Source organism: Pseudoflavonifractor intestinihominis, assembly GCF_040096055.1.
Classification (GTDB): domain Bacteria; phylum Bacillota; class Clostridia; order Oscillospirales; family Oscillospiraceae; genus Pseudoflavonifractor; species Pseudoflavonifractor intestinihominis.
In genome coordinates this window covers 80537-99748 of the sequence record NZ_JBBMFK010000003.1, presented here as the reverse complement: position 1 = coordinate 99748, position 19212 = coordinate 80537, and the positions used below count along the sequence as shown (strand labels likewise).

Genomic DNA, 19212 nt, shown 5'->3' with positions numbered 1-19212 from the left:
CCCGCGAAAAAAGAAATGATAAATTTGAAAAAAATAGTTGCATTTTCTGAAGAAGAGTGCTATGATATCAAATGCGTTGTGAGGACGTGTGTCCTTGCGCCTATCCTCCGAAGAGAAAGAGGTGAACCAGCATGAAGGAAGGCATCCATCCCAACTATCAGCAGACTACCATTAAGTGCGCCTGCGGCAACGTGATTGAGACCGGCTCCACGAAGCAGGACATCCGCGTCGAAGTCTGCTCCAAGTGCCACCCCTTTTTCACCGGCAAGCAGAAGATGGTGGATACTGGCGGACGTGTCAGCCGCTTCAACAAGAAGTTCGGCCTGGACAAGTAAGCTGGATTTGGTCAAAGAGCCCGTACCGGTACCGGTACGGGCTTTTTTGTATTCCGGGCCGGGAGCGGCAGAGAGCGGGACAGTCCCGCATAGAATAGAGAGAGTACCATGATAACAGGAGGGAACCACATGTTTAAGAAGATCGATCCCAAGACTCTGGACAAGAACGTGTTCTCCATGGTGAACGACCAGTGGATGCTCATCACCGCCGGTACGCCGGAGCACTGCAACACCATGACCGCCAGCTGGGGCGACCTGGGGGTTCTCTGGAACAAGTGCGTGGCCACCTGCTATATCCGGCCCCAGCGGTACACCAAGGAGTTTGTGGACCGGGAGGAGTACTTCACCCTGGCCTTCTTCGGGGAGGAGTACCGCAAGGCCCTGTCCCTGTGCGGCAGCAAGAGCGGCCGGGAGGTGGACAAGGTGGCCGAGTGCGGCTTCACCGTGGCCGCCGGCGCGGGCAACGCCCCCTACTTTGAGCAGGCGGAGCTGGTGCTGGTGTGCCGGAAGGTGTTCCGCCAGGCCATGGACGAGAGCTGCTTCCTGGACAAGAGCCTGATCGGGAAGAACTACCCCAACGGCGATTTCCACGTCACCTATGTGGGCGAGATCGTGGAGTGCCTGGTGCGGGAATAACAAGAAAACGCCGGAGTGATATTCCGGCGGCGGAGGTTCTATGACGGAACATACCACAGAGGAAAAGCGGAACCGGGCGGTGCTGGTGGGCCTCAACGCCTCCTGCCTGAGCCGGACGGAGAATGCCGACGAGAAGTCCATGGAGGAGCTTGCCGCCCTGCTGGAGACGGCGGGGGGCGAGTGCGTGGGCGAGGTGCTCCAGAACAAGGACGCCCCCGACCCCCGCACCTTCATCGGCGAGGGCAAGGTCCGTGAGGTCAAGGAGCTGGTGGAGTGCATGGGGGCGGACATGGTGGTCTTTGACAACGCCCTGTCCCCCTCCCAGCAGCGGGCCCTGTCCGACGACCTGGGCGTGTCGGTGCTGGACCGGTCGGCCCTGATCCTGGACATCTTCGCCCAGCGGGCCCGGACCAAGGAGGGCCGCCTCCAGGTGGAGCTGGCCCAGTACAAGTATCTGCTGCCCCGGCTGCTGGGCATGTGGACCCATCTGGAGCGGCAGGAGGGCGCCATCGGCACCCGCGGCCCCGGCGAGACCCAGCTGGAGACCGACCGGCGGCACATCCGCAAGAAGATCGCCAAGCTGGAGGAGGACCTGGAGCAGGTGCGCCGGGTGCGGGCCACCCAGCGGGAGCGGCGGATCAAGAACGAGGTGCCGGTGGTGGCCATCGTGGGCTACACCAACGCGGGCAAGTCCACCCTGCTCAACAAGCTGACCGGGGCGGATATCCCGGCCAACAACCGCCTGTTCGACACCCTGGACACCACCACCCGCACCCTGGAGATTTCCGACACCTGCACCGTCCTCATCTCGGACACGGTGGGCTTTATCTCCAAGCTGCCCCACCATCTGGTGGAGGCCTTCAAGGCCACCCTGGAGGAGCTGAGTTACGCCGACCTGCTGCTCCACGTCATCGACGCGTCCAACCCGGAGTGGCGGGAGCAGGCGGCGGTGGTGGAGAAGCTGATCGTGGAGCTGGGCGCCGCCCAGACGCCCCGCATTGACGTGTTCAACAAGTCCGACCTGTACGTGGGGGACATCGTGCCCCACGGGGAGGACATCGTGTCCATCTCCGCCAAGACCGGCGCGGGGCTGGATGAGCTGCTCAAGAAGATCGGCGACCGGCTGGACGCCGGGGCCCACCGGGTGGTGCTGCGCATCCCCTACGACCAGGGGGGCGTGGTGGACATGCTCCACCGGGAGGCAAAGGTGGAGCGGGTGGACTACGGCGAGGCCATCGAGGTGGAGGCGGTGTGCACCCCCATCCAGCTGGGCCGGCTGAAGGACTTCATCGCCTCCGGATGGACGCCGCCCAAGGAGTTCTGGGAGGACTGAATATGGAAGGGGGAAAGGGCGCGCTGTACCTGCGGGGCGTGGAGAAGCGGCCTGTGGAGCGGGAAGCGGAGGACTACGCCTTCCGCATCCCGGCCATCGCCCGGCTGAAGCGGCTGGAGTTCCGCAGCAGCGTCACCTTCTTCGTGGGGGAGAACGGCAGCGGCAAGTCCACCCTGCTGGAGGCCATCGCCGTGGCCTGGGGCTTCAACCCGGAGGGGGGCTCCCGCAATTTCCGCTTTGCCAGCCGGGACACCCACTCCGGCCTGTATAAGGCCCTTCGGCTGGTCCGCAGCCCGGAGATCCCTGAGGACGGGTACTTTCTCCGGGCGGAGAGCCTGTACAACATGGCCAGCTACGTGGACGAGATGGAGGACGACCCCCTGACGCCGGGCTATCTCCAGTACGTGGGCGGGCGCTCCCTCCACGGCCAGTCCCACGGGGAGAGCCTGCTGGCTCTGGCCAAAAACCGCTTCTGGGGCAGGGGGCTCTACCTGCTGGACGAGCCGGAATCCGCTCTGTCCCCCATGCGCCAGCTCTCCTTTCTGGCGCTGATGCACGACCTGGTGTCCCGGGGCGGGCAGCTGCTCATCGCCACCCATTCCCCCATCCTGATGGCCTATCCCGGGGCGGACATCCTGCGGTTTGACGGCCCGGACGGGGTGGAGCGGGTGGACTACCGGGACACCGAGCACTACCGGATCACCAGAGAATTTCTCAGCGCGCCGGAGCGGATGCTCTCCGTCCTCCTGGCGCCGGAAGAGGAGGAGCCATGAGCCAGATCGAGACTGAACGGCTGATCCTGCGGCCCTGGGAGGACGGCGACGCGCCGGTGCTCTACCGGTGGGCGTCCGACCCGGAGCTGGGGCCCCGGGCGGGGTGGCCGCCCCACACCAGCCAGGCCAACAGCCTGGAGATTATCCACGGCGCCCTGGGCCTGCCCGAGACCTACGCCATGGTCCTGAAGGAGACGGGGGAGCCGGTGGGCAGCATCGGGCTCTACCCCCAGGACGTGCCCTGTCCGGACCTGCCGGTGCCCGAGGGCATGGCCCAGATGGAGCTGGGGTACTGGGTGGCCCGGCCTTACTGGGGCCGGGGGCTGGCCCCCGAGGCGGCCGCCGCCCTGCTGGACCGGGGGTTTAGAGCGCTGAACTGCGCCGTGATCCAGTGCTGTCATTTTGACTTCAACCGGCAGTCCAGGCGGGTCATCGAAAAGCTGGGCTTCACCTACTTCGCCACCGAGGACGCCGCCGACGGGGCGGGGAACCCCTGCACCACCCTCCGCTACGCCCTGGGCAGGGAGCGCTGGGAGCAGAGACGGCTGGGGCAGGGGGAACAGCCGTGACGGAGCGCCGCCGGACCACCGGAGAATTTTTACGCGCGCCGGAGGAGGAGCCATGAGACAGCTTGAGACAGAGCGGCTGATCCTGCGGCCCTTTGAAGAGCGGGACGCAGAACAGCTTTTTTCCTACGCCCGGGACCCCAGGGTAGGCCCCGCCGCAGGCTGGAAGCCCCATAGGGATGTGGAGGAGAGCCGGGAGACCATCCGCACCGTGCTTTCGGAGCCGGGGACCTTTGCCGTGGTGCACCGGCAGGACGGCCGGGTCATCGGCTCGGCCGGGTTCACTGGAAGGCACCGGAAGGAGGCCGGGGGACCGGACGACGAGATCGGCTACTCCCTGGACCCGGCCTACTGGGGGCGCGGCCTCATCCCCGAGGCGGTGGAGGAGCTGCTGCGCTATGGGTTTGAGGACCTGGGGCTCCACACCATCTGGTGCGACCACTATGACGGGAATCAGAAGTCCAAACGGGTGATCCGGAAGTGCGGCTTTTCCTTCCGCTTTCTCCGGATGCAGCAGCTGGAGGCCTTTGATTATGAGTCCCGCCTGGTGCTGTGCTACGCCATGACCCGCAGGGACTGGGAGAAGCGAAAAAGTGAGGGACGGCCATGACGGAATACTATATCCCGACTGCCTCCGCTGAGGCGGAGCTGGTGGAGAAGCGGTCCCGGTTTATCGGCCAGATCAGGCCGGTGGAGACCGAGGAAGAGGCCCGGGCCTTTGTGGAGCAGGTGAAGAAGAAGCACTACGACGCCCGGCACAACTGCTGGTGCTACCGTCTGTGGGACGGGGGCGTGGAGCGGTACTCCGACGACGGGGAGCCCCAGGGCACGGCGGGGCAGCCCATGCTCAACGTGTTCCAGCGGGAGGAGGTCACCAACGTGGTGTGCGTGGTGACCCGGTACTTCGGCGGCGTGCTGCTGGGGGCCGGGGGCCTGGTGCGGGCCTACACCCAGAGCGCCAAGGACGCCCTGGACGCGGCTGGCATCTCCGTGGTGCGCCGCTGGGTGGAGGCGGCGGTGCCCTGCCCCTACTCCTTCTTCGACCGGGTGAAGCTGGAGGTGGAGGCCCACGGGGGCGTGCTGGGGGAGACCGAGTACGCCGCCGACGTGACCGTCCACGCCCTGCTCCCCGAGGGACAGGTGGAGGCCTTCTCCGCCCGGATGACCGAGCTCACCGCCGGCGGCACGGCGGTGCAGATCCTGGGCGAGGCCTTCAAGGCGGTGCCCATGGCCCGGTAACAGGACATAACGGGGGCTTGCTCCGCCGGATTCCGGCAGGACAGGCCCCAATTTCTGCCCGGCAAAAAGAGCCTGGGCGGAAGAAAAATTTTTTTGTTTTTTTGAAGGGTTTTTGAAAGGAACGGCGTATACAGTATACAGGCAGATTTTCCGGACGGGATCAAGGGGGCGGCGGCTATGACGGTAAGAGAGCAGACCGAGGCCATGGAGCGGCAGATCCTCTCACCCCGCGCCTGTCTGGCGGCGGAGTCCAGGGGGCGTGCCCGGCCCATTGCGGAGTGCCCGGTGCGCACCTGCTTCCAGCGGGACATGGACCGGATCGTCCACTCCAAGGCATTCCGGCGGCTGATGCACAAGACCCAGGTGTTTCTCCAGCCCGAGGGGGACCACTACCGCACCCGCATGACCCACACCATCGAGGTCTCCCGCATCGCCCGGACCATCGCCCGGGGCCTGCGGCTCAACGAGGACCTGACCGAGGCGGCCGCCTTCGGCCACGACCTGGGCCACACCCCCTTCGGCCACGCCGGGGAGCGGGCCCTGGACGAGCTGATGCCCGGCGGCTTCCGGCACAACGTCCAGTCCCTCCGGGTGGTGGACGTGCTGGAGAAGGACGGCGAGGGGCTCAACCTGACCTGGGAGGTGCGGCGGGCCATCCTGTGCCACACCGGCCCCGACCGGGCCGAGACCCTGGAGGGCCGGATCATCCGCCTGGCCGACAAGATCGCCTACATCAACCACGACATTGACGACGCCATGCGGGGACAGATCATCTTTCCCACGGACATCCCCATTGCCATCTCCCAGGTGCTGGGCTTCACCCACTCCGAACGCATCAACACCCTGACCACCGACGTGATCGCCCAGAGCGCGGGAAAGGACGACATCGTCCAGTCCCCCGCCTGCCGGGAGGCCATGGCGGAGCTGCGGGCCTTCATGTTCGACTCGGTGTACACCAACCCCCGGGCCAAGGGGGAGGAGACCAAGGCCCAGGACATGCTCCGGCGACTGTTTGAGCACTACGTCCGGGAGCCGGACGAGCTGCCGGCGGAGTACCAGGACATCCGGGTGAAGGAGGGCGTGGAGCGGGCTGCCTGCGATTATATTTCGGGCATGACCGACAAGTACGCGGTGGAGAAGTTCGGAGAGCTGTTCATCCCGGCGGCCTGGAGCGTGAAATAGGGCAGATTCCGTATGGCCGCGTAAAACTCTGGCAATCATAGGGGAAAGGAGGGCTACCGTGCCGATTCCGGAACAATTTATTGACGAGTTGGTGGCCCGGAGCGAGATCTCCGACGTGGTGTCCTCCTATGTGACGCTGAACAAAAAGGGGAGCAATCTGTGGGGGCTGTGCCCCTTCCACAACGAGAAGACCCCCTCCTTTTCCGTCAATCAGGACAAGCAGATCTACCACTGCTTCGGCTGCGGCAAGGGGGGCGGGGTCATCTCCTTTATCATGGAGATCGAGAACCTGTCCTTTCCCGACGCGGTGCGGTTCCTGGCCAAGCGGGCGGGGATGGAGGTGCCCGAGACGGGCAGCGACGACGCCGGGCGGAAAAAGCGGGCCCGGGTCCTGGCGGCCAACAAGGACGCCGCCCGGTTCTACCACGACTATCTGAAGGGCCCCGGCGGCCAGCGGGTGCGGGAGTACATCGCCCAGCGGCAGATCTCCCCCCGGACCGCCACCCGCTTTGGTCTGGGCGCCGCCCCCGACCAGTGGGACGCCCTCACCAAGGCCCTCACCGCCAAGGGGTACAGCAAGATGGAGCTCATCGACGCGGGCCTGGCGGTGGCGGGCAAGAACGGCGGCATTTACGACAAGTTCCGCGCCCGGCTCATGCTCCCCGTCATCGACGTGCGGGGGGACGTGGCCGGGTTTACCAGCCGCATTTTGCCGGGGGAGGAGGGGGCCAAGTACCTCAACACCCCGGAGACCGTGGCGTTCAAGAAGGGGCGGCTCATCTACGCCCTCAACTTTGCCAAGAACACCAAGCGGCCCAATCTGATCCTGGTGGAGGGCAACATCGACGTCATCACCCTCCATCAGGCCGGGTTCGACAACGTGGTGGCCACCATGGGCACCGCCCTCACCGAGGAGCACGCCCGCATCCTGGCCCGGTACACCAAGGAGCTGGTGCTCTGCTACGACAACGACCCGGCGGGCAAAAAATCCACCGACCGGGTGCTGGGCATCCTGAAGAACGCGGATCTGAACGTGCGGGTGCTCCAGCTGCCCAACGCCTACGACAGCGAGGGCAAACCCCTCAAGCAGGACCCGGACGACTTTGTCAAGCGCTTCGGCCCGGCGGCCTTTGAGAAGTGCCTAAACGGCAGCGCCGGACAGAACGACTACCGGCTGGAGTCCCTGCTCCAGAAGCACAGCCTGGCCGACGAGGAGGGGCGCATGGCCTTTCTCCGGGAGGCGGTGGAGACGGTGGCCTCCCTGCAGAGCCCCATCGAGCGGGAGATCTATGGCAACAAGGCCGCCGCCGCCGGGGGCATCTCAGCCGCCGCCTTCGCCCAGGAGGTGGAGCGGTACCGGAAGAACCGGGCCTGGCAGGCCAAAAAGAAGCAGGCCCGGAAGGACCTGACCCCCGCGGCCCAGCTCCAGCCCAAAGAGCGGGAGCTGCGGTATGACAACATTCGCTCCGCCCGTGCGGAGGAGGGCGTACTCCGGCTGATGCTGCTGGAGCCCGGACTGTTCCAGAGCGCGGGAACTCTGGAGCCGGAGCAGTTCTCCTCGCCGCTGCTGGGCCGGGTGTACGGCATGCTGCGCAAGCGCTGGCAGGAGGGGAGGAGCACCCAGCTGCCCGCCCTGACCGGGGAATTGACCGCCGATGAGATGAGCCATCTGGTACACGTACTGGACCAGCCCGAATCCCTGGCCCACAGTCAGAAGGCCCTGGCGGATTACATAGAGATCATCGCCACCGAGTACGCCAAGCGGGCAGGCGGGGGCCAGGAAGACCCCCTCATGGCCGCCCGGGAAAAATTCCGGGAGAAAAAGGCGTACAACGGACAGAATACCTGAGACACAGAAAGAAAAAGCATATGGAGGATGACCGCACATGAGCGAGAAAAAGAAGACCGACGCCAAGGGCGCTGCGGCGGAAGCCAAGTCCACTATCACCGGCGTGGAGAAGATAGAGCAGGTCAAGAACGAGATCATGAAGATCGTGGAGGGCGTCCAGGGTTCGGAGAAGCTGACCGAGCTTGTGGAGCGGGCCAAGAAAAAGGGCAGCCTCACCGCCGGCGAGCTGATGGACGTGCTGGAGAACATGGATCTGGAGTCCGAGCAGATGGACAAGATCTATGACGTGCTGGAGAACCAGGGCATTGAGACCGTCAGCGAGGACTATCTCCCCGAGCTGGACGCCGACATCGTGCCCCCCATGGAGGAGCTGGAGGAGATCCCGGAAGAGGAGATCGTGGACCCCAACACCCTGGTGGACTCCTTCGGCATCGACGACCCGGTGCGCATGTACCTGAAGGAGATCGGCAAGGTCAACCTGCTCAGCCCCGACGAGGAGGTCCAGCTGGCCCAGGATATGGGCGCCGGAGACGCGGCCAAGGCCCGTCTGGCCGAGATCGAGGCCGCGGAGAAGAAGGGCGAGCCCATCGTCCTCACCCCCGAGGAGGAGAAGGCCCTGAAGAAGGACGTGAAGCGGGGCGAGGCGGCCAAGCAGCGTCTGGCTGAGGCCAACCTCCGTCTGGTGGTGTCCATCGCCAAGCGGTACGTGGGCCGGGGCATGCTGTTCCTGGACCTGATCCAGGAGGGCAACCTGGGCCTGATCAAGGCCGTGGAGAAGTTCGACTACACCAAGGGCTACAAGTTCTCCACCTATGCCACCTGGTGGATCCGCCAGGCCATCACCCGGGCCATCGCCGACCAGGCCCGCACAATCCGTATTCCCGTCCACATGGTGGAGACCATCAACAAGGTCATCCGGGTCTCCCGCCAGCTGCTCCAGGAGCTGGGCCACGACCCCAGCCCCGAGGAGATCGCCGAGGAGATGAATATGCCCGTGGACAAGGTGCGGGAGATCCTGAAGATCGCCCAGGAGCCCGTCAGCCTGGAGACCCCCATCGGCGAGGAGGAGGACTCTCACCTGGGGGACTTCATTCCCGACGAGGACGCCTCCGAGCCCTCCGAGGCCGCCAGCTTCACCCTGCTCAAGGAGCAGCTGGTGGACGTGCTGGGCACCCTGACCCCCAGGGAGGAGAAGGTGCTCAAGCTGCGCTTCGGCATTGAGGACGGCCGTACCCGCACCCTGGAAGAGGTGGGCAAGGAGTTCAACGTGACCCGTGAGCGTATCCGCCAGATCGAGGCCAAGGCCCTCAGAAAGCTGCGTCACCCCAGCCGCAGCAAAAAGCTGAAGGACTTTCTGAACTAAACAGGAACTGGAGCCTTCCCGGCTGCTGGACGCAGCTTTCCGGGGCCCCCGCGGGAGCCCAGCGGAGCGGGTCCCGTGGGGAGAGCCGGAGCGACGGAGCGAGAGAGCTTTCGGCTTTAGACGGAAGCGAGGGATGCGCAGTCCGCGACAGCGACGCTGAAGGACTTCCTGAACTGAACATGAAAAGCCCCGGCGCACGCAGTGCGCCGGGGCTTTTTTATGCGGGGGCATCAGGCGCCCGCCTGTCTGAGCTTGGTGAGGAACAGTCCGCCGATGATGAGCACCGCGCCCAGCAGTGCGATCCAGGTGATGGGGTCCCCCAGCAGGGCGGCGGCCACGGCCATGGTGACCAGAGGCTCCAGGTAGATGTAGGTGGTGGCCCGCACCGAGCCCAGCTGCTGGATGGCGTAGTTCCACAGCAGGTAGGACACTGTGGAGCCCAGAAGGCCCAGGTAGGCGATGGACCCCAGCACGTCCCACCGGACCAGCACATCCTGCTGGACCTGTACGCCCTGGAACAGCAGAATGATGACGGAGAAGAGCAGGGCGTATACGAACATCTTCCGCACCGAGGGGATGAGGGGGTGGCCGAAGGAGCCGATCTTCTTGCTGACAATGGCGTAGAGGCCCCACACCACCGCGTTAAGGAGGGCCAGCACATCTCCCCGGGGGTTGAGCTGGAGCACGGCGCTGCCGTTGTAGACCGTGAGGGCGGAGCCGATGGCGGCCAGCACGCAGCCGAAGTAGAACAGGCCGTGGGGCCGGGGCGTGCGGAGGAGCAGGGGGGCGGCCAGGGCGGTGACGATGGGGGCCAGGGCGCACAGCACCGACACATTGGAGGCGCTGGTGTAGGTCAGGGCCGCGTTCTGTAGGTAGTAGTAGAAGAAGATGCCCAGCAGTCCACCCAGGACGTAATACCCCTCTGTTTTCCAGCCCAGCCAGCCCAGGGGCCGGGGGTGGATGATGGTGGTGGCGATGACGGCGATGGTGATGCGCAGGAACATGAGCACCGTGGGGCTCACCGCCTCCAGGGCCACCTGGGCCGCCACAAAGGCGCCGCCCCAGATGGTGATGGCGCACAGGGCCGCCAGGTGTCCGGAGCCGTTCTGCCTGGTCAGGGACATAGGGCAATACCTCCTGTCAGATGCCGTCCTTCCGGCGGGTGGGGGATCAGTCCTGCTTTTTCTCTCTGTGGTGGGCGGGGGCCTTCTCCTTGGGCGCCAGGGCCAGGGGGCGGCCCAGAGGGCCCACCGAACCGTCGCTGGCGGAGGAGAAGAGATAGCGGTAGACCTGGGCCTTTTTGTCCTCGTACAGGTCCAGCTGCCGGTAGAACTCCTTGTACTCGCTGAAGGTGAGCCGTTTGGTCTGGATGGTCTTGCGCAGGGTGGTCTGGGTGCTCACCAGACTGCCCTCCCGCTTGCGGTAGTAGTACACCGGCCTGGGCACCGCCGCGATCAGGCGGCAGCAGGCGATGTAGTCCAGGTTGAAGAGAAAGTCCTCGCACCAGGCCACGTCGATGGGGCACCGGAGATGGTGGGCCTCCACAATGGCCCGGCGGTAGAGCTTGTTCCACATGACGCCATAGTAGAAGTTGGCGGGGGCCTTGACCATGTGCTCAGCGTACTCGGTCCGGGTCATGACGCACGCCTCCCGGATGTGCCCACGGACGGCGCACCGCTCCCCGGCCACCCGGTAGAAGTGGGCCACCGTCAGGTCGGCGCCGGTGGACTCAGCGGTGTGGAGGAGGATCTCCACCGCGTCGGTGGGCAGCCAGTCGTCCCCGTCCACGAACTGGAGATACCGCCCGGCGGCCTGGGTCATACCCAGGTTCCGGGCCGCCGACGCGCCGGCGTTGGCCTGTTCCAGCAGGCGGAACCGGCTGTCCAGGGCCACATAGGACCGGCAGATGTCCGCGCTGCCGTCGGTGCTGCCGTCGTCCACCAGCAGGACCTCAAAGTCCCGGCAGGTCTGGAACCGGATGCTGGACAGGCACTTCTCCAGGTAGGGCTTTACGTTGTAGACCGGAATGATGATGCTGACTGCGGGACCTTCCATGGGCGCACCTCTCTGAGCTGTTGTTATCGCTACTATTATAGCAGGCCGCCGCTGTTTCGCCAAGAGCGGGGCTTGACAAATACCGGGAAAACGGATATGTTGGACCGGAAAAGACCGGAACGGAGGAGTGGACCATGACAGAGAAGGAGAAGATGCAGAGCGGACAGCTCTACGCGGCGGACAGCGACCCGGAGCTGCTGGCCGACCGCGCCGCCTGCAAGGACAAGTGCTGGGCCTACAACCAGCTGCGGTACACCGACTGGGACAGCCGGAACGCCCTGCTGCGGGAGCTGCTGGGCAGCACGGGGGAGAAGTTCTGCATTGAGCAGCCCTTCTGGTGCGACTACGGCTACGGCATCTCCGTCGGGGAGAACTTCTATATGAACCACGGCTGCGTGATCCTGGACGGCGGCGGGGTGACCTTTGGGGACAACGTGTTCATCGCGCCCCAGTGCGGGTTCCACACCGCCGGGCACCCCATCGACGCGGACGCCCGCAACAGCGGCCTGGAGTACGCCAAGCCCATCGAGGTGGGAAACAATGTGTGGATCGGCGCCGGGGTGACGGTGGTGCCCGGGGTGACCATCGGGGACAATGTGGTCATCGGCGCGGGCAGCCTGGTCAACCGGGACATTCCCTCCGGCGTGGTGGCCGCGGGCAATCCCTGCCGGGTGCTCCGCCCCATCACCGAGGAAGACAAGAAAAAGCCTGTCTGACAGGAAAAAGCAGAGCCGCCGCGCATGATGCGAGGCGGCTCTGCTTATCCTATGGGGCGGGAAAAATTTTTTTCAAAAGCCTATTGACAAACTAGAATATTTGAATATACTAATATTAGAAATAACGAATATGAGGTGAACGACATGACGGACGCAACCGGGCTCTATGAGGAGAAGGCGGCGCTGCTCAAGGCCCTTTCCCATCCGGTACGGCTGCAGATCGTCCGGGGGCTGCTGCGATGCGGCTGCCGCAACGTGGGCTGTATGGAGGCCAATGTGGGCCAATCCCAGTCCTGCATCTCTCAGCATCTTATGCGCCTGAAGGCGGCGGGGATCGTCAAGGCGTCCCGCTCCGGCAACGAGGTCTACTATGAGATCGACGACCGGGCGGGGGTCACGGCCATTATCGCGGCGCTCTTCGGCGACAGGGAGGAGGATTACCGGCATGATGTATGATATCGCGGTCATCGGCGGCGGCCCTGCGGGGCTGTCGGCGGCGGTGCAGGCCAGACAGCGGAACCGGACGGCGGTGGTGGTCAGCGGCGACGACCGGGACGGACCCCTCAGCAAGACCGAGCGGGTGGACAATTACCTGGGCATCCACGGCGTCACCGGCCCGGAGCTGCTGGAGCGGTTCAAGGCCCACGCCGAGGCCATGGGTGTGGCCCGGGTCACCGGCCGGGCGCTGAATATCATGTCTCTCAACGGCACATTCTACATCGGTGTGGGCAGCGAGCTGGTCCAGGCCCGGGCGGTGGTGCTGGCTCCCGGGGTGGTCCGCCGGGCCAAGTTCCCCGGCGAGGCGGAGCACATGGGCGCGGGCGTCAGCTACTGCGCCACCTGCGACGGCATGCTGTACCGGGGCCGGGACGTGGTGGTGGCGGGCCGGTCCGCCGAGGCCCCCGAGGAGGCCGATTATCTCCACGGCCTGGGGTGCCGGGTGACCTATACCGCCCCCGTCAGGCCGGAGGACCTGAACCCTGAGATCCCCTTTGTTAAGGCGGCCAAAATTGAGGTCTGCGGTGAGGGAAAGGTGACGTCGGTGAAGGCGGACGGCCGGGAGATCCCCTGTGAAGGGGTCTTTATCCTCCGGGCCACCGTGGCGCCCACCGACCTGCTCCCCGGCCTGGAGCTGAAGGACGGCTATATCGCCGTGGACCGGGATATGGCCACCAGCGTGCCCGGCGTGTTTGCCGCCGGCGACTGCACCGGGCAGCCGCTTCAGATCGCCAAGGCGGTGGGGGAGGGCCAGGTGGCCGGACACCGGGCGGCCGAGTACCTGGACCGGCTGGACCGGGAGAACAACAAGTAAACAACCAATTCAAATTCAAATAGAGAAAACATGGAGACGAAAGAAAGGAAGTATTGATTATGGCTACCATTCACTTCAACAAGGAAGGCTTCAACAAGGCGATCACCTCCGGCGGCATTACTATGGTGGACTTCTGGGCGTCCTGGTGCGGCCCCTGCCGCATGCTGGCCCCTGTGATCGACGACTTGGCCAACAAGTACGAGGGCAAGGCTGTCATCGGCAAGGTTAACGTGGACGACGAGCAGGCCCTGGCCATGCAGTACGGCGTGATGAGCATCCCCACCGTCATCTTCTTCAAGGACGGCAAGGAGCTGGACCGGAAGGTGGGCGTCATGCCCGCCGAGGCCTACACCGCCATTCTGGACGCCAACATCTGATAACAGCGCCCAACAGGGTGCGGAGAATACCGCTCCGCACCCTGTTTTTATAAAATGAAAAAGATAAAAAATTTGGTTGACAAATCAGGGGACAGCCGCTATAATAAGCAAGTGGCTTCTGATGAATGCCAAACAGAATATGCGGATGTGCTGGAATTGGTAGACTGGCTAGCTTGAGGTGCTAGTGGCCCACGGCCGTACGGGTTCGAGTCCCGTCATCCGCACCATGGCGAGTGTTCTTATAGCATTTGAAACGCTGTAAGAACACTCGTCTTTTTTTGTTGTTTTCATCCGGCGATGGTGGATGGGGCGTAGTTGACGACTACGCCCTTTCTTGTGTTTACGGACACCTCCGGGGCGGGCAGCGGGATGAGGTCGGGGATCTCGATGGCACCCACGCAGTTGTAGTGGATACGGAGCCGCTGCTCCCACACTCCGTCTACCTTCTCGGCGTTGAACACTTCGATTTTCTCGATAAGTTCGTTCAGCATCCGGGGCGTTAGCTTGCGGGCGCGAGTGTACTTGCGGACCAGGGAGATGAACATATCCGTGGTCATGGACTGGCTGTTCTGCTTGTCAATCTCGGCGCGGAGCGCCTTGATCTTCTCCGCTAATTCCTTCTGCTCCTCCTCGTACCGCCTCGACATTCTGGCGAAGCGGTCATCAGAGAGTTTGCCGGAAACATTGTCCTCATAGATCCTCTCGAACAGGCCATCCAGTTCCTCATCGCGGGCTTGCAGGGCTTTCAGCTCCTTCTCCTTCAGCTTTCGGTCGGTGGCCTCCGCCTGCTGGGAATGGCCGATCACAGCCTTCACAAACTCATCCTCAAACTGGCTGGCAAACTTAGTCAGCCGCCGGATCTCGCCTAACACCACCTGCTCCAGGAAGTCCACACGGACATAATGGGTGGAAGTACAGGTCCCACGGTTGCCCTTGTAGTTGGAGCAGTTAAAATACTTGATGTCGGGGTTGCCCTGATTGAAATGGAAGTGCAGGTTGTGTCCGCAATCAGCGCAGACCAGAAGGCCGGAGAACATATTGCGCTCCCCTTCGTGGGTGCGGCGCTTGCGGATCTTGCCCCGCTTCTGCTGGACCTGTTCAAAGACCGCCCGCTCAATGATGGGTTCGTGGACATCCTGGAAGATGACCCAGTTTTCCCGATCGTTGGCAAGCCGCTTTTTGTTCTTGTATGACTTGGAGTAGGTCTTGAAGTTAAGAATATCACCGCAATACTCCTGTAAAGAGAGAATATGAGTGATAGTGGAGCTGTTCCACATATACGGCCCGCGGAGTTTGCTTTTCCCAGGACGATTGACGCCCTTTTCACGCCAATAGGCGATGGGGGTAAGGATTTTCTCCTCGGAGAATATAGTGGCGATCTGCTCCGTTCCATAGCCATCCAAAGTCATTCGGAATACGCGGCGTACTACCTGGGCGGCCTCCTCATCCACGATCCACCGTTTGGGATCGTCGGGGTCTTTCTTGTAGCCATAGGGCGGCGGCCCCATCGGTTCGCCGGCGTTGCCCTTGATCTTGTTGCTGATCCGGCGCTTCTTGCTGATGTCGCGGGCGTACCACTCATTGAACAGGTTGCGGATGGGCGCCAGTTCGTTCTCGCCCTCGGCGGTGTCGATGTTGTCCGAGACCGCCACCAGGCGGATGTCGTGCTCCGGGAAAAACTCCTCGGTCAGCCGCCCCACCTCAATGTAGTTGCGGCCCAGCCGGGACAGATCCTTCACAAACACGGCGGCGGCCTTGCCGGCGGCAAGCTGTTCCATCATGTCATTGAAACCGGGGCGGTCCATCGTGACGCCGGAGATGCCGTCGTCCAGGAAGTGGACCAGATTGGTGTATCCTTTTTCCTTCGCCACCTTGGTCAGCAATTTCTTTTGGAAACCGATTTGTCAAGGGAGCTTTTTCTTTCCGTGACAAAATATGCCCGCCCCATTGGATAACCATAGCAATCCGGCAGCTTTTCCAAATCGGCCCGCATGTCCAAAATGTCGGCCGATGCCTGGTGGGCAGGGCGCTTGTGAGGAAAGGTGGGAGACTTGACAAAATATGCGCCATACAGATCCGGCGCCGAAGGGCAAATCGAAGGGCCAAATGAAAAAGTTCAAACGCCGGCGGCCCCTGAGCCTCGCCCCGGCAAAATAGGCCGGATTTCGGACGAGATAGACAATCCCCCTTGAGCTGCGGCAGCGGGCCCTGTATACTGCATAATAAAAGATGGACAGGAGGCGCCGTTCATGTGGGATTTGCTGATCGTGGGCACCGGCCCGGCCGGGGTATCTGCCGCGTTGACCGCCAGGGCCAGGGGGCTTTCGTTCCTCTGGTTTGGCAGCCGGCGGCTCAGTGACAAGGTCGAAAAGGCAGAGCGTATCCTGAATTACCCCGGCCTGCCCCGGGTGACCGGCCGGGAGCTGCGGGACGCTTTTCTGCGGCAGGTGGATGATCTTGGCATCCCAATCCAGCAAGCACGGGTGGCGGCGGTCTACGAGATGGGCGGGCACTATGCTGTCTGCGCCGGGCCGGATTTCTATGAAGGGCGCTGCCTGATCCTGGCCACTGGCGTGGCGGCACGCGGGCAGATCCCCGGCGAAAACCGGCTGCTGGGCAAGGGGGTCAGCTGCTGCGCCACCTGCGACGGCGAGCTGTACCGCGGGCGGAACATCGCGGTGGTGTGCGAAAGCCAGAGCCTGGAGGAGGACGTCCGCTTTTTGCAAAGCGTGGCGGGCCATGTGGAACTGTTCTGCACCTACGCGGGCGGCCTGGCCGATACGCCGGGCTGCCACAAAGGCCAGCCCCAGGCCATCGAGGGGGACGACCGGGTGACCGGGGTGCGCTGGGCGGATGCGACCCTCCCGGTGGAGGGCGTGTTCTGCCTGCGGGAAACGGTGGCCCCGCAGGCGCTCCTATCCGGCCTTGCCATGGAAAACGGCCATATCCAGGTGGACCGCGCCCAGCGCACCAACCTGCCCGGCTGCTTTGCCGCCGGGGACTGCACCGGCCGCCCCTACCAGTACGCCAAGGCGGTGGGCGAGGGCAATGTGGCGGTGCACAGCGCGCTGGCTTTCCTGGCACAGCCGCAGGGGGAACCGCGATGAAACCCGGCTGGCTGGGCTACCTGGGGCGGCTGGCGGGCGTGCTGGCCGGCAATGCGCTGCTGGCCTACGGGGTGGCGGCGGTCTACCTGCCTGCCGGGCTGGCAGTGGGCGGCGCCACTGGCGTAGGGCTGATCCTCCACACGTTGTTTGGGCTGGACACTGCTGTGTCCGTCTTTGTGCTGAACCTGGGCCTGCTGGTGGCCGGATGGGCCTGCATCGGGCGGGAGTTTGCCATCAACACAGCGGCCGGGTCGCTGGCCTATCCAGTGTTTCTGGGGCTGTGCCAGCGTTTGCCCGCCTTTTCACTGCTCGAAACCGACCGCTTCGCGGCCCTTGTGTGCGGGGCCTGCTTTGTGGGGGCCGGCGTGGGGGTTACACTTCGGGCCGGCGCTTCCACCGGCGGCAGCGACTCACTGGCCATGATCCTGCACCGGACAATCCGGCTGCCGGTAGCGGGGGTCAAAATGGCCGCCGACTACGGCGTGATGGCCATGGCGTTCTGGATGGCTGGCGGGCGCAACCTCTGGTTCAGCGTGATGGCCCTGGCCATCGAAACTTTTGTGATGAACCGGACCATGGTGGCAGGCGCCGCCCAGCTTCAGCTGCTGGTGATCTCCGACCACTACGAGGAGATCCGGCAAGCCCTGCTTTGCGAGGCACAGGCCGGCGTGACAATGCTCCACGCAGACACCGGCCTGCGGCGGACGGCGGGCAGTGTGGTGTTCTGCGTCATCCCTAACAAGAAACTTTACGGCGTTAAAGCAGCTATCCACCGCATCGACCCCGGCGCATTTTTGACCATCGCCACCGTCCGGGAAGTGGAGGGTCAGGGGTTCACCGCCGCGCGCATCCCATTGCCGGTGGGAAAATAGGAGGAACATATGCAATCCAAACTTGTTGCCGCCAAGGACTACCATGAAGTGGCTCTGGACATCCCGGCGTTTGTGCCCGACCAGGCCGCTCTGCAAAAAGAGCTGGACCGGCTCCGCAACCCGTATGTGACCTGGGAGCCGGGCGGCACGGCGGCTGCCGGCGATATGGTCCGCTGTTCGCTGCACTCTGCGCTGCCGCGCTTTCAAAAAGACAGCATCCGCTTTGTGGCGGGCAGCGGGATGTACAATCCAACGCTGGAAGCCCTGGCCATCGGCATGCAGGCCGGCGAGACCCGCACGGCGACCTTGCCGGAGGGCGAGGTCGCCCTGACCGTGCAGGCCGTGCAAAAGCGGGTTGTGCCCGCGCTGACCGACGAGATGGCCGCCGCGTGCAAGCTGCCGGGGGTGCGCACGGTGGCCGGGTACCGGCGCTATCTGCTGGCGCAGCAGCGGGACAAAGCCGCCGCGCAGGCAGCCTGGACGCTGGCCGCCCGGATCAAGCGGGCGGTGCTGGACGGGTCCGCGTTTGTGCTCTGCAAGGCGGACTGGAAGCAGGCGGTGGAGCAAGAACTGGACCGCTGCCGGGCCATCGCCCGGCAAGGCGGCATGGTGCTGGAACAGATGACCCCCGAGCAGTTTGCCGGGAACATCCCGGTCAAGAGCTACGCTGAGCTGGTGGCCATGACCCAGGACACCTGCTTTGACAGCCTGCGCTGCTGCCTGCTGGGGCGGCATTACGCCCAAAACGACGGCTTTGCCGTGACCGAGGCGGGCTACGCCGCGTTCCTGCAGGATTACGCCGCCACATGGCATACCACCGCGGGGGAGGCCCGGGCCGCCATGCCAAAAGAAACCTATACGTTCAACCAGTACGCCGCCCATGCCGAGGAAGTCTGGCGCGCCCACGCGGACCGGCTGTACCGGGACAAAAACCCGCTGCCCGGCACGGAATGACCCATCCCCATGAAACACAACAGGAGGCAACCCCATGATCCAACAGGCCAACAGCGAAAATTTTGAAAGCCTTGTCCAAGACGGTTTTGTGATCGTCGATTTTTACGGCACCACCTGCGTGCCCTGCAAGCTCTTTGCCCGCATTCTCGAGGATCTGGACGCCGAGATCCCCTTTTTGAACATCGTCAAGCTCAACACCACCGAGAACCCCGACCTGGCCGAACAGTACGGCATCCGGGCCGTGCCCACCGTTCAGTTTTACAAGGACGGCAAGCTGGTTCACAGCCATGTGGGCGTGATGCAGCCGCAGCAGGTCAAGGACGTGATGGCCCGGTACATGTATGACTGAGCCCTGGAGGGTGTTTGGAACCCCTCTGCGGTCGAAAGCGGCAGAATAGACCCGCAATCGGACAGAATCGACACCGCTGCTGTTTTCCCGTGTAAAAATGTGGTAAAATACAGCCAATAAACAAGCCGGTCGTCTGGGAAAGGATGTGTGCAGGATGAAAGCGGCAGCCTTCACACAGCCAAGCCCGGTGCTGC

General features: G+C 63.9%; 21 protein-coding genes and 1 tRNA gene. 19 read left to right on the top strand and 3 right to left on the bottom strand.

Annotated elements, in window-relative coordinates; all coding sequences use genetic code 11:
• Nucleotides 1–131 precede the first annotated feature (131 nt).
• The 10 genes from rpmE (at nucleotide 132) to rpoD (ending at nucleotide 9276) form a co-directional block, all read left to right on the top strand.
• Nucleotides 132–335, top strand: coding sequence for a 50S ribosomal protein L31 (rpmE, locus tag WMO64_RS02805; RefSeq protein ID WP_006572889.1), 204 nt, complete (start codon nucleotides 132–134; stop codon nucleotides 333–335).
• Nucleotides 336–464: 129 nt separating this feature from the next.
• A complete protein-coding gene (locus WMO64_RS02800) occupies nucleotides 465–971 on the top strand; it encodes a flavin reductase family protein (RefSeq protein ID WP_349230935.1) in 507 nt (168 codons plus the stop codon).
• Nucleotides 972–1011: 40 nt separating this feature from the next.
• Complete coding sequence (gene hflX, locus WMO64_RS02795; protein ID WP_349230934.1) at nucleotides 1012–2304, top strand: GTPase HflX; 1293 nt, start codon at nucleotides 1012–1014, stop codon at nucleotides 2302–2304.
• Between the two features lie 2 nt (nucleotides 2305–2306).
• Entirely contained in the window at nucleotides 2307–3077 is a 771-nt protein-coding gene (locus WMO64_RS02790; protein ID WP_349230933.1) for an AAA family ATPase, read from the top strand.
• Nucleotides 3074–3646 (top strand): GNAT family N-acetyltransferase, encoded by a 573-nt coding sequence (locus WMO64_RS02785; RefSeq protein ID WP_294522325.1) that lies wholly within the window; start codon nucleotides 3074–3076, stop codon nucleotides 3644–3646. The genes WMO64_RS02790 and WMO64_RS02785 overlap by 4 nt, the downstream gene beginning before the upstream one ends.
• A 52-nt stretch (nucleotides 3647–3698) precedes the next feature.
• The gene (locus WMO64_RS02780) at nucleotides 3699–4253 is read left to right on the top strand and encodes a GNAT family N-acetyltransferase (protein WP_349230932.1); all 555 of its coding nucleotides are present in this window, start codon (nucleotides 3699–3701) and stop codon (nucleotides 4251–4253) included.
• Nucleotides 4250–4882 carry a YigZ family protein gene (locus tag WMO64_RS02775; protein ID WP_349230931.1) on the top strand — a complete coding sequence of 211 codons (633 nt, stop codon included), beginning with the start codon at nucleotides 4250–4252 and terminating at the stop codon, nucleotides 4880–4882. The genes WMO64_RS02780 and WMO64_RS02775 overlap by 4 nt, the downstream gene beginning before the upstream one ends.
• A gap of 177 nt (nucleotides 4883–5059) precedes the next feature.
• Nucleotides 5060–6064, top strand: coding sequence for a deoxyguanosinetriphosphate triphosphohydrolase (locus WMO64_RS02770; RefSeq protein ID WP_349230930.1), 1005 nt, complete (start codon nucleotides 5060–5062; stop codon nucleotides 6062–6064).
• Between the two features lie 58 nt (nucleotides 6065–6122).
• Nucleotides 6123–7913, top strand: coding sequence for a DNA primase (gene dnaG, locus WMO64_RS02765; protein WP_349230929.1), 1791 nt, complete (start codon nucleotides 6123–6125; stop codon nucleotides 7911–7913).
• Between the two features lie 37 nt (nucleotides 7914–7950).
• Entirely contained in the window at nucleotides 7951–9276 is a 1326-nt protein-coding gene (gene rpoD / locus WMO64_RS02760; protein WP_349230928.1) for an RNA polymerase sigma factor RpoD, read from the top strand.
• Between the two features lie 230 nt (nucleotides 9277–9506).
• Here the strand turns inward: rpoD and WMO64_RS02755 are convergent, their stop codons facing one another.
• Nucleotides 9507–10400, bottom strand: a complete 894-nt coding sequence (locus tag WMO64_RS02755; protein ID WP_349230927.1) for a DMT family transporter — start codon at nucleotides 10398–10400, stop codon at nucleotides 9507–9509.
• Between the two features lie 46 nt (nucleotides 10401–10446).
• The gene (locus WMO64_RS02750) at nucleotides 10447–11331 is read right to left on the bottom strand and encodes a glycosyltransferase family 2 protein (protein ID WP_349230926.1); all 885 of its coding nucleotides are present in this window, start codon (nucleotides 11329–11331) and stop codon (nucleotides 10447–10449) included.
• Nucleotides 11332–11465: 134 nt separating this feature from the next.
• On the opposite strand from WMO64_RS02750, the gene WMO64_RS02745 reads away from it, so the two are divergent.
• The 5 genes from WMO64_RS02745 to WMO64_RS02725 all read left to right on the top strand — a co-directional run bounded on the left by WMO64_RS02745 (nucleotide 11466) and on the right by WMO64_RS02725 (nucleotide 13963).
• The gene (locus WMO64_RS02745; RefSeq protein ID WP_349230925.1) at nucleotides 11466–12047 is read left to right on the top strand and encodes a sugar O-acetyltransferase; all 582 of its coding nucleotides are present in this window, start codon (nucleotides 11466–11468) and stop codon (nucleotides 12045–12047) included.
• A 144-nt stretch (nucleotides 12048–12191) separates the two neighbouring features.
• Nucleotides 12192–12503, top strand: a complete 312-nt coding sequence (locus WMO64_RS02740; protein ID WP_294522570.1) for an ArsR/SmtB family transcription factor — start codon at nucleotides 12192–12194, stop codon at nucleotides 12501–12503.
• Complete coding sequence (locus tag WMO64_RS02735) at nucleotides 12493–13359, top strand: NAD(P)/FAD-dependent oxidoreductase (RefSeq protein ID WP_294522567.1); 867 nt, start codon at nucleotides 12493–12495, stop codon at nucleotides 13357–13359. Before WMO64_RS02740 ends, WMO64_RS02735 begins: the two co-directional genes overlap by 11 nt.
• A gap of 59 nt (nucleotides 13360–13418) precedes the next feature.
• Nucleotides 13419–13736 (top strand): thioredoxin, encoded by a 318-nt coding sequence (gene trxA, locus WMO64_RS02730; RefSeq protein ID WP_294522564.1) that lies wholly within the window; start codon nucleotides 13419–13421, stop codon nucleotides 13734–13736.
• 141 nt (nucleotides 13737–13877) lie between these two features.
• Nucleotides 13878–13963, top strand: a tRNA-Leu gene (locus WMO64_RS02725).
• Between the two features lie 60 nt (nucleotides 13964–14023).
• Here WMO64_RS02725 and WMO64_RS02720 read toward each other — a convergent pair.
• A complete protein-coding gene (locus WMO64_RS02720) occupies nucleotides 14024–15607 on the bottom strand; it encodes a recombinase family protein (RefSeq protein ID WP_349230924.1) in 1584 nt (527 codons plus the stop codon).
• A gap of 378 nt (nucleotides 15608–15985) precedes the next feature.
• Between WMO64_RS02720 and WMO64_RS02715 the strand changes: the two genes are divergently transcribed.
• From WMO64_RS02715 to WMO64_RS02700, 4 genes are read left to right on the top strand one after another with little or no spacing between them, the layout of a single operon-like run.
• Nucleotides 15986–16843 carry an NAD(P)/FAD-dependent oxidoreductase gene (locus WMO64_RS02715; protein ID WP_349230923.1) on the top strand — a complete coding sequence of 286 codons (858 nt, stop codon included), beginning with the start codon at nucleotides 15986–15988 and terminating at the stop codon, nucleotides 16841–16843.
• Complete coding sequence (locus WMO64_RS02710; RefSeq protein ID WP_349230922.1) at nucleotides 16840–17715, top strand: YitT family protein; 876 nt, start codon at nucleotides 16840–16842, stop codon at nucleotides 17713–17715. Before WMO64_RS02715 ends, WMO64_RS02710 begins: the two co-directional genes overlap by 4 nt.
• A gap of 9 nt (nucleotides 17716–17724) precedes the next feature.
• A complete protein-coding gene (locus WMO64_RS02705; RefSeq protein ID WP_349230921.1) occupies nucleotides 17725–18669 on the top strand; it encodes a trigger factor in 945 nt (314 codons plus the stop codon).
• A gap of 34 nt (nucleotides 18670–18703) precedes the next feature.
• A complete protein-coding gene (locus tag WMO64_RS02700) occupies nucleotides 18704–19018 on the top strand; it encodes a thioredoxin family protein (protein ID WP_349230920.1) in 315 nt (104 codons plus the stop codon).
• Nucleotides 19019–19212: the final 194 nt, after the last annotated feature.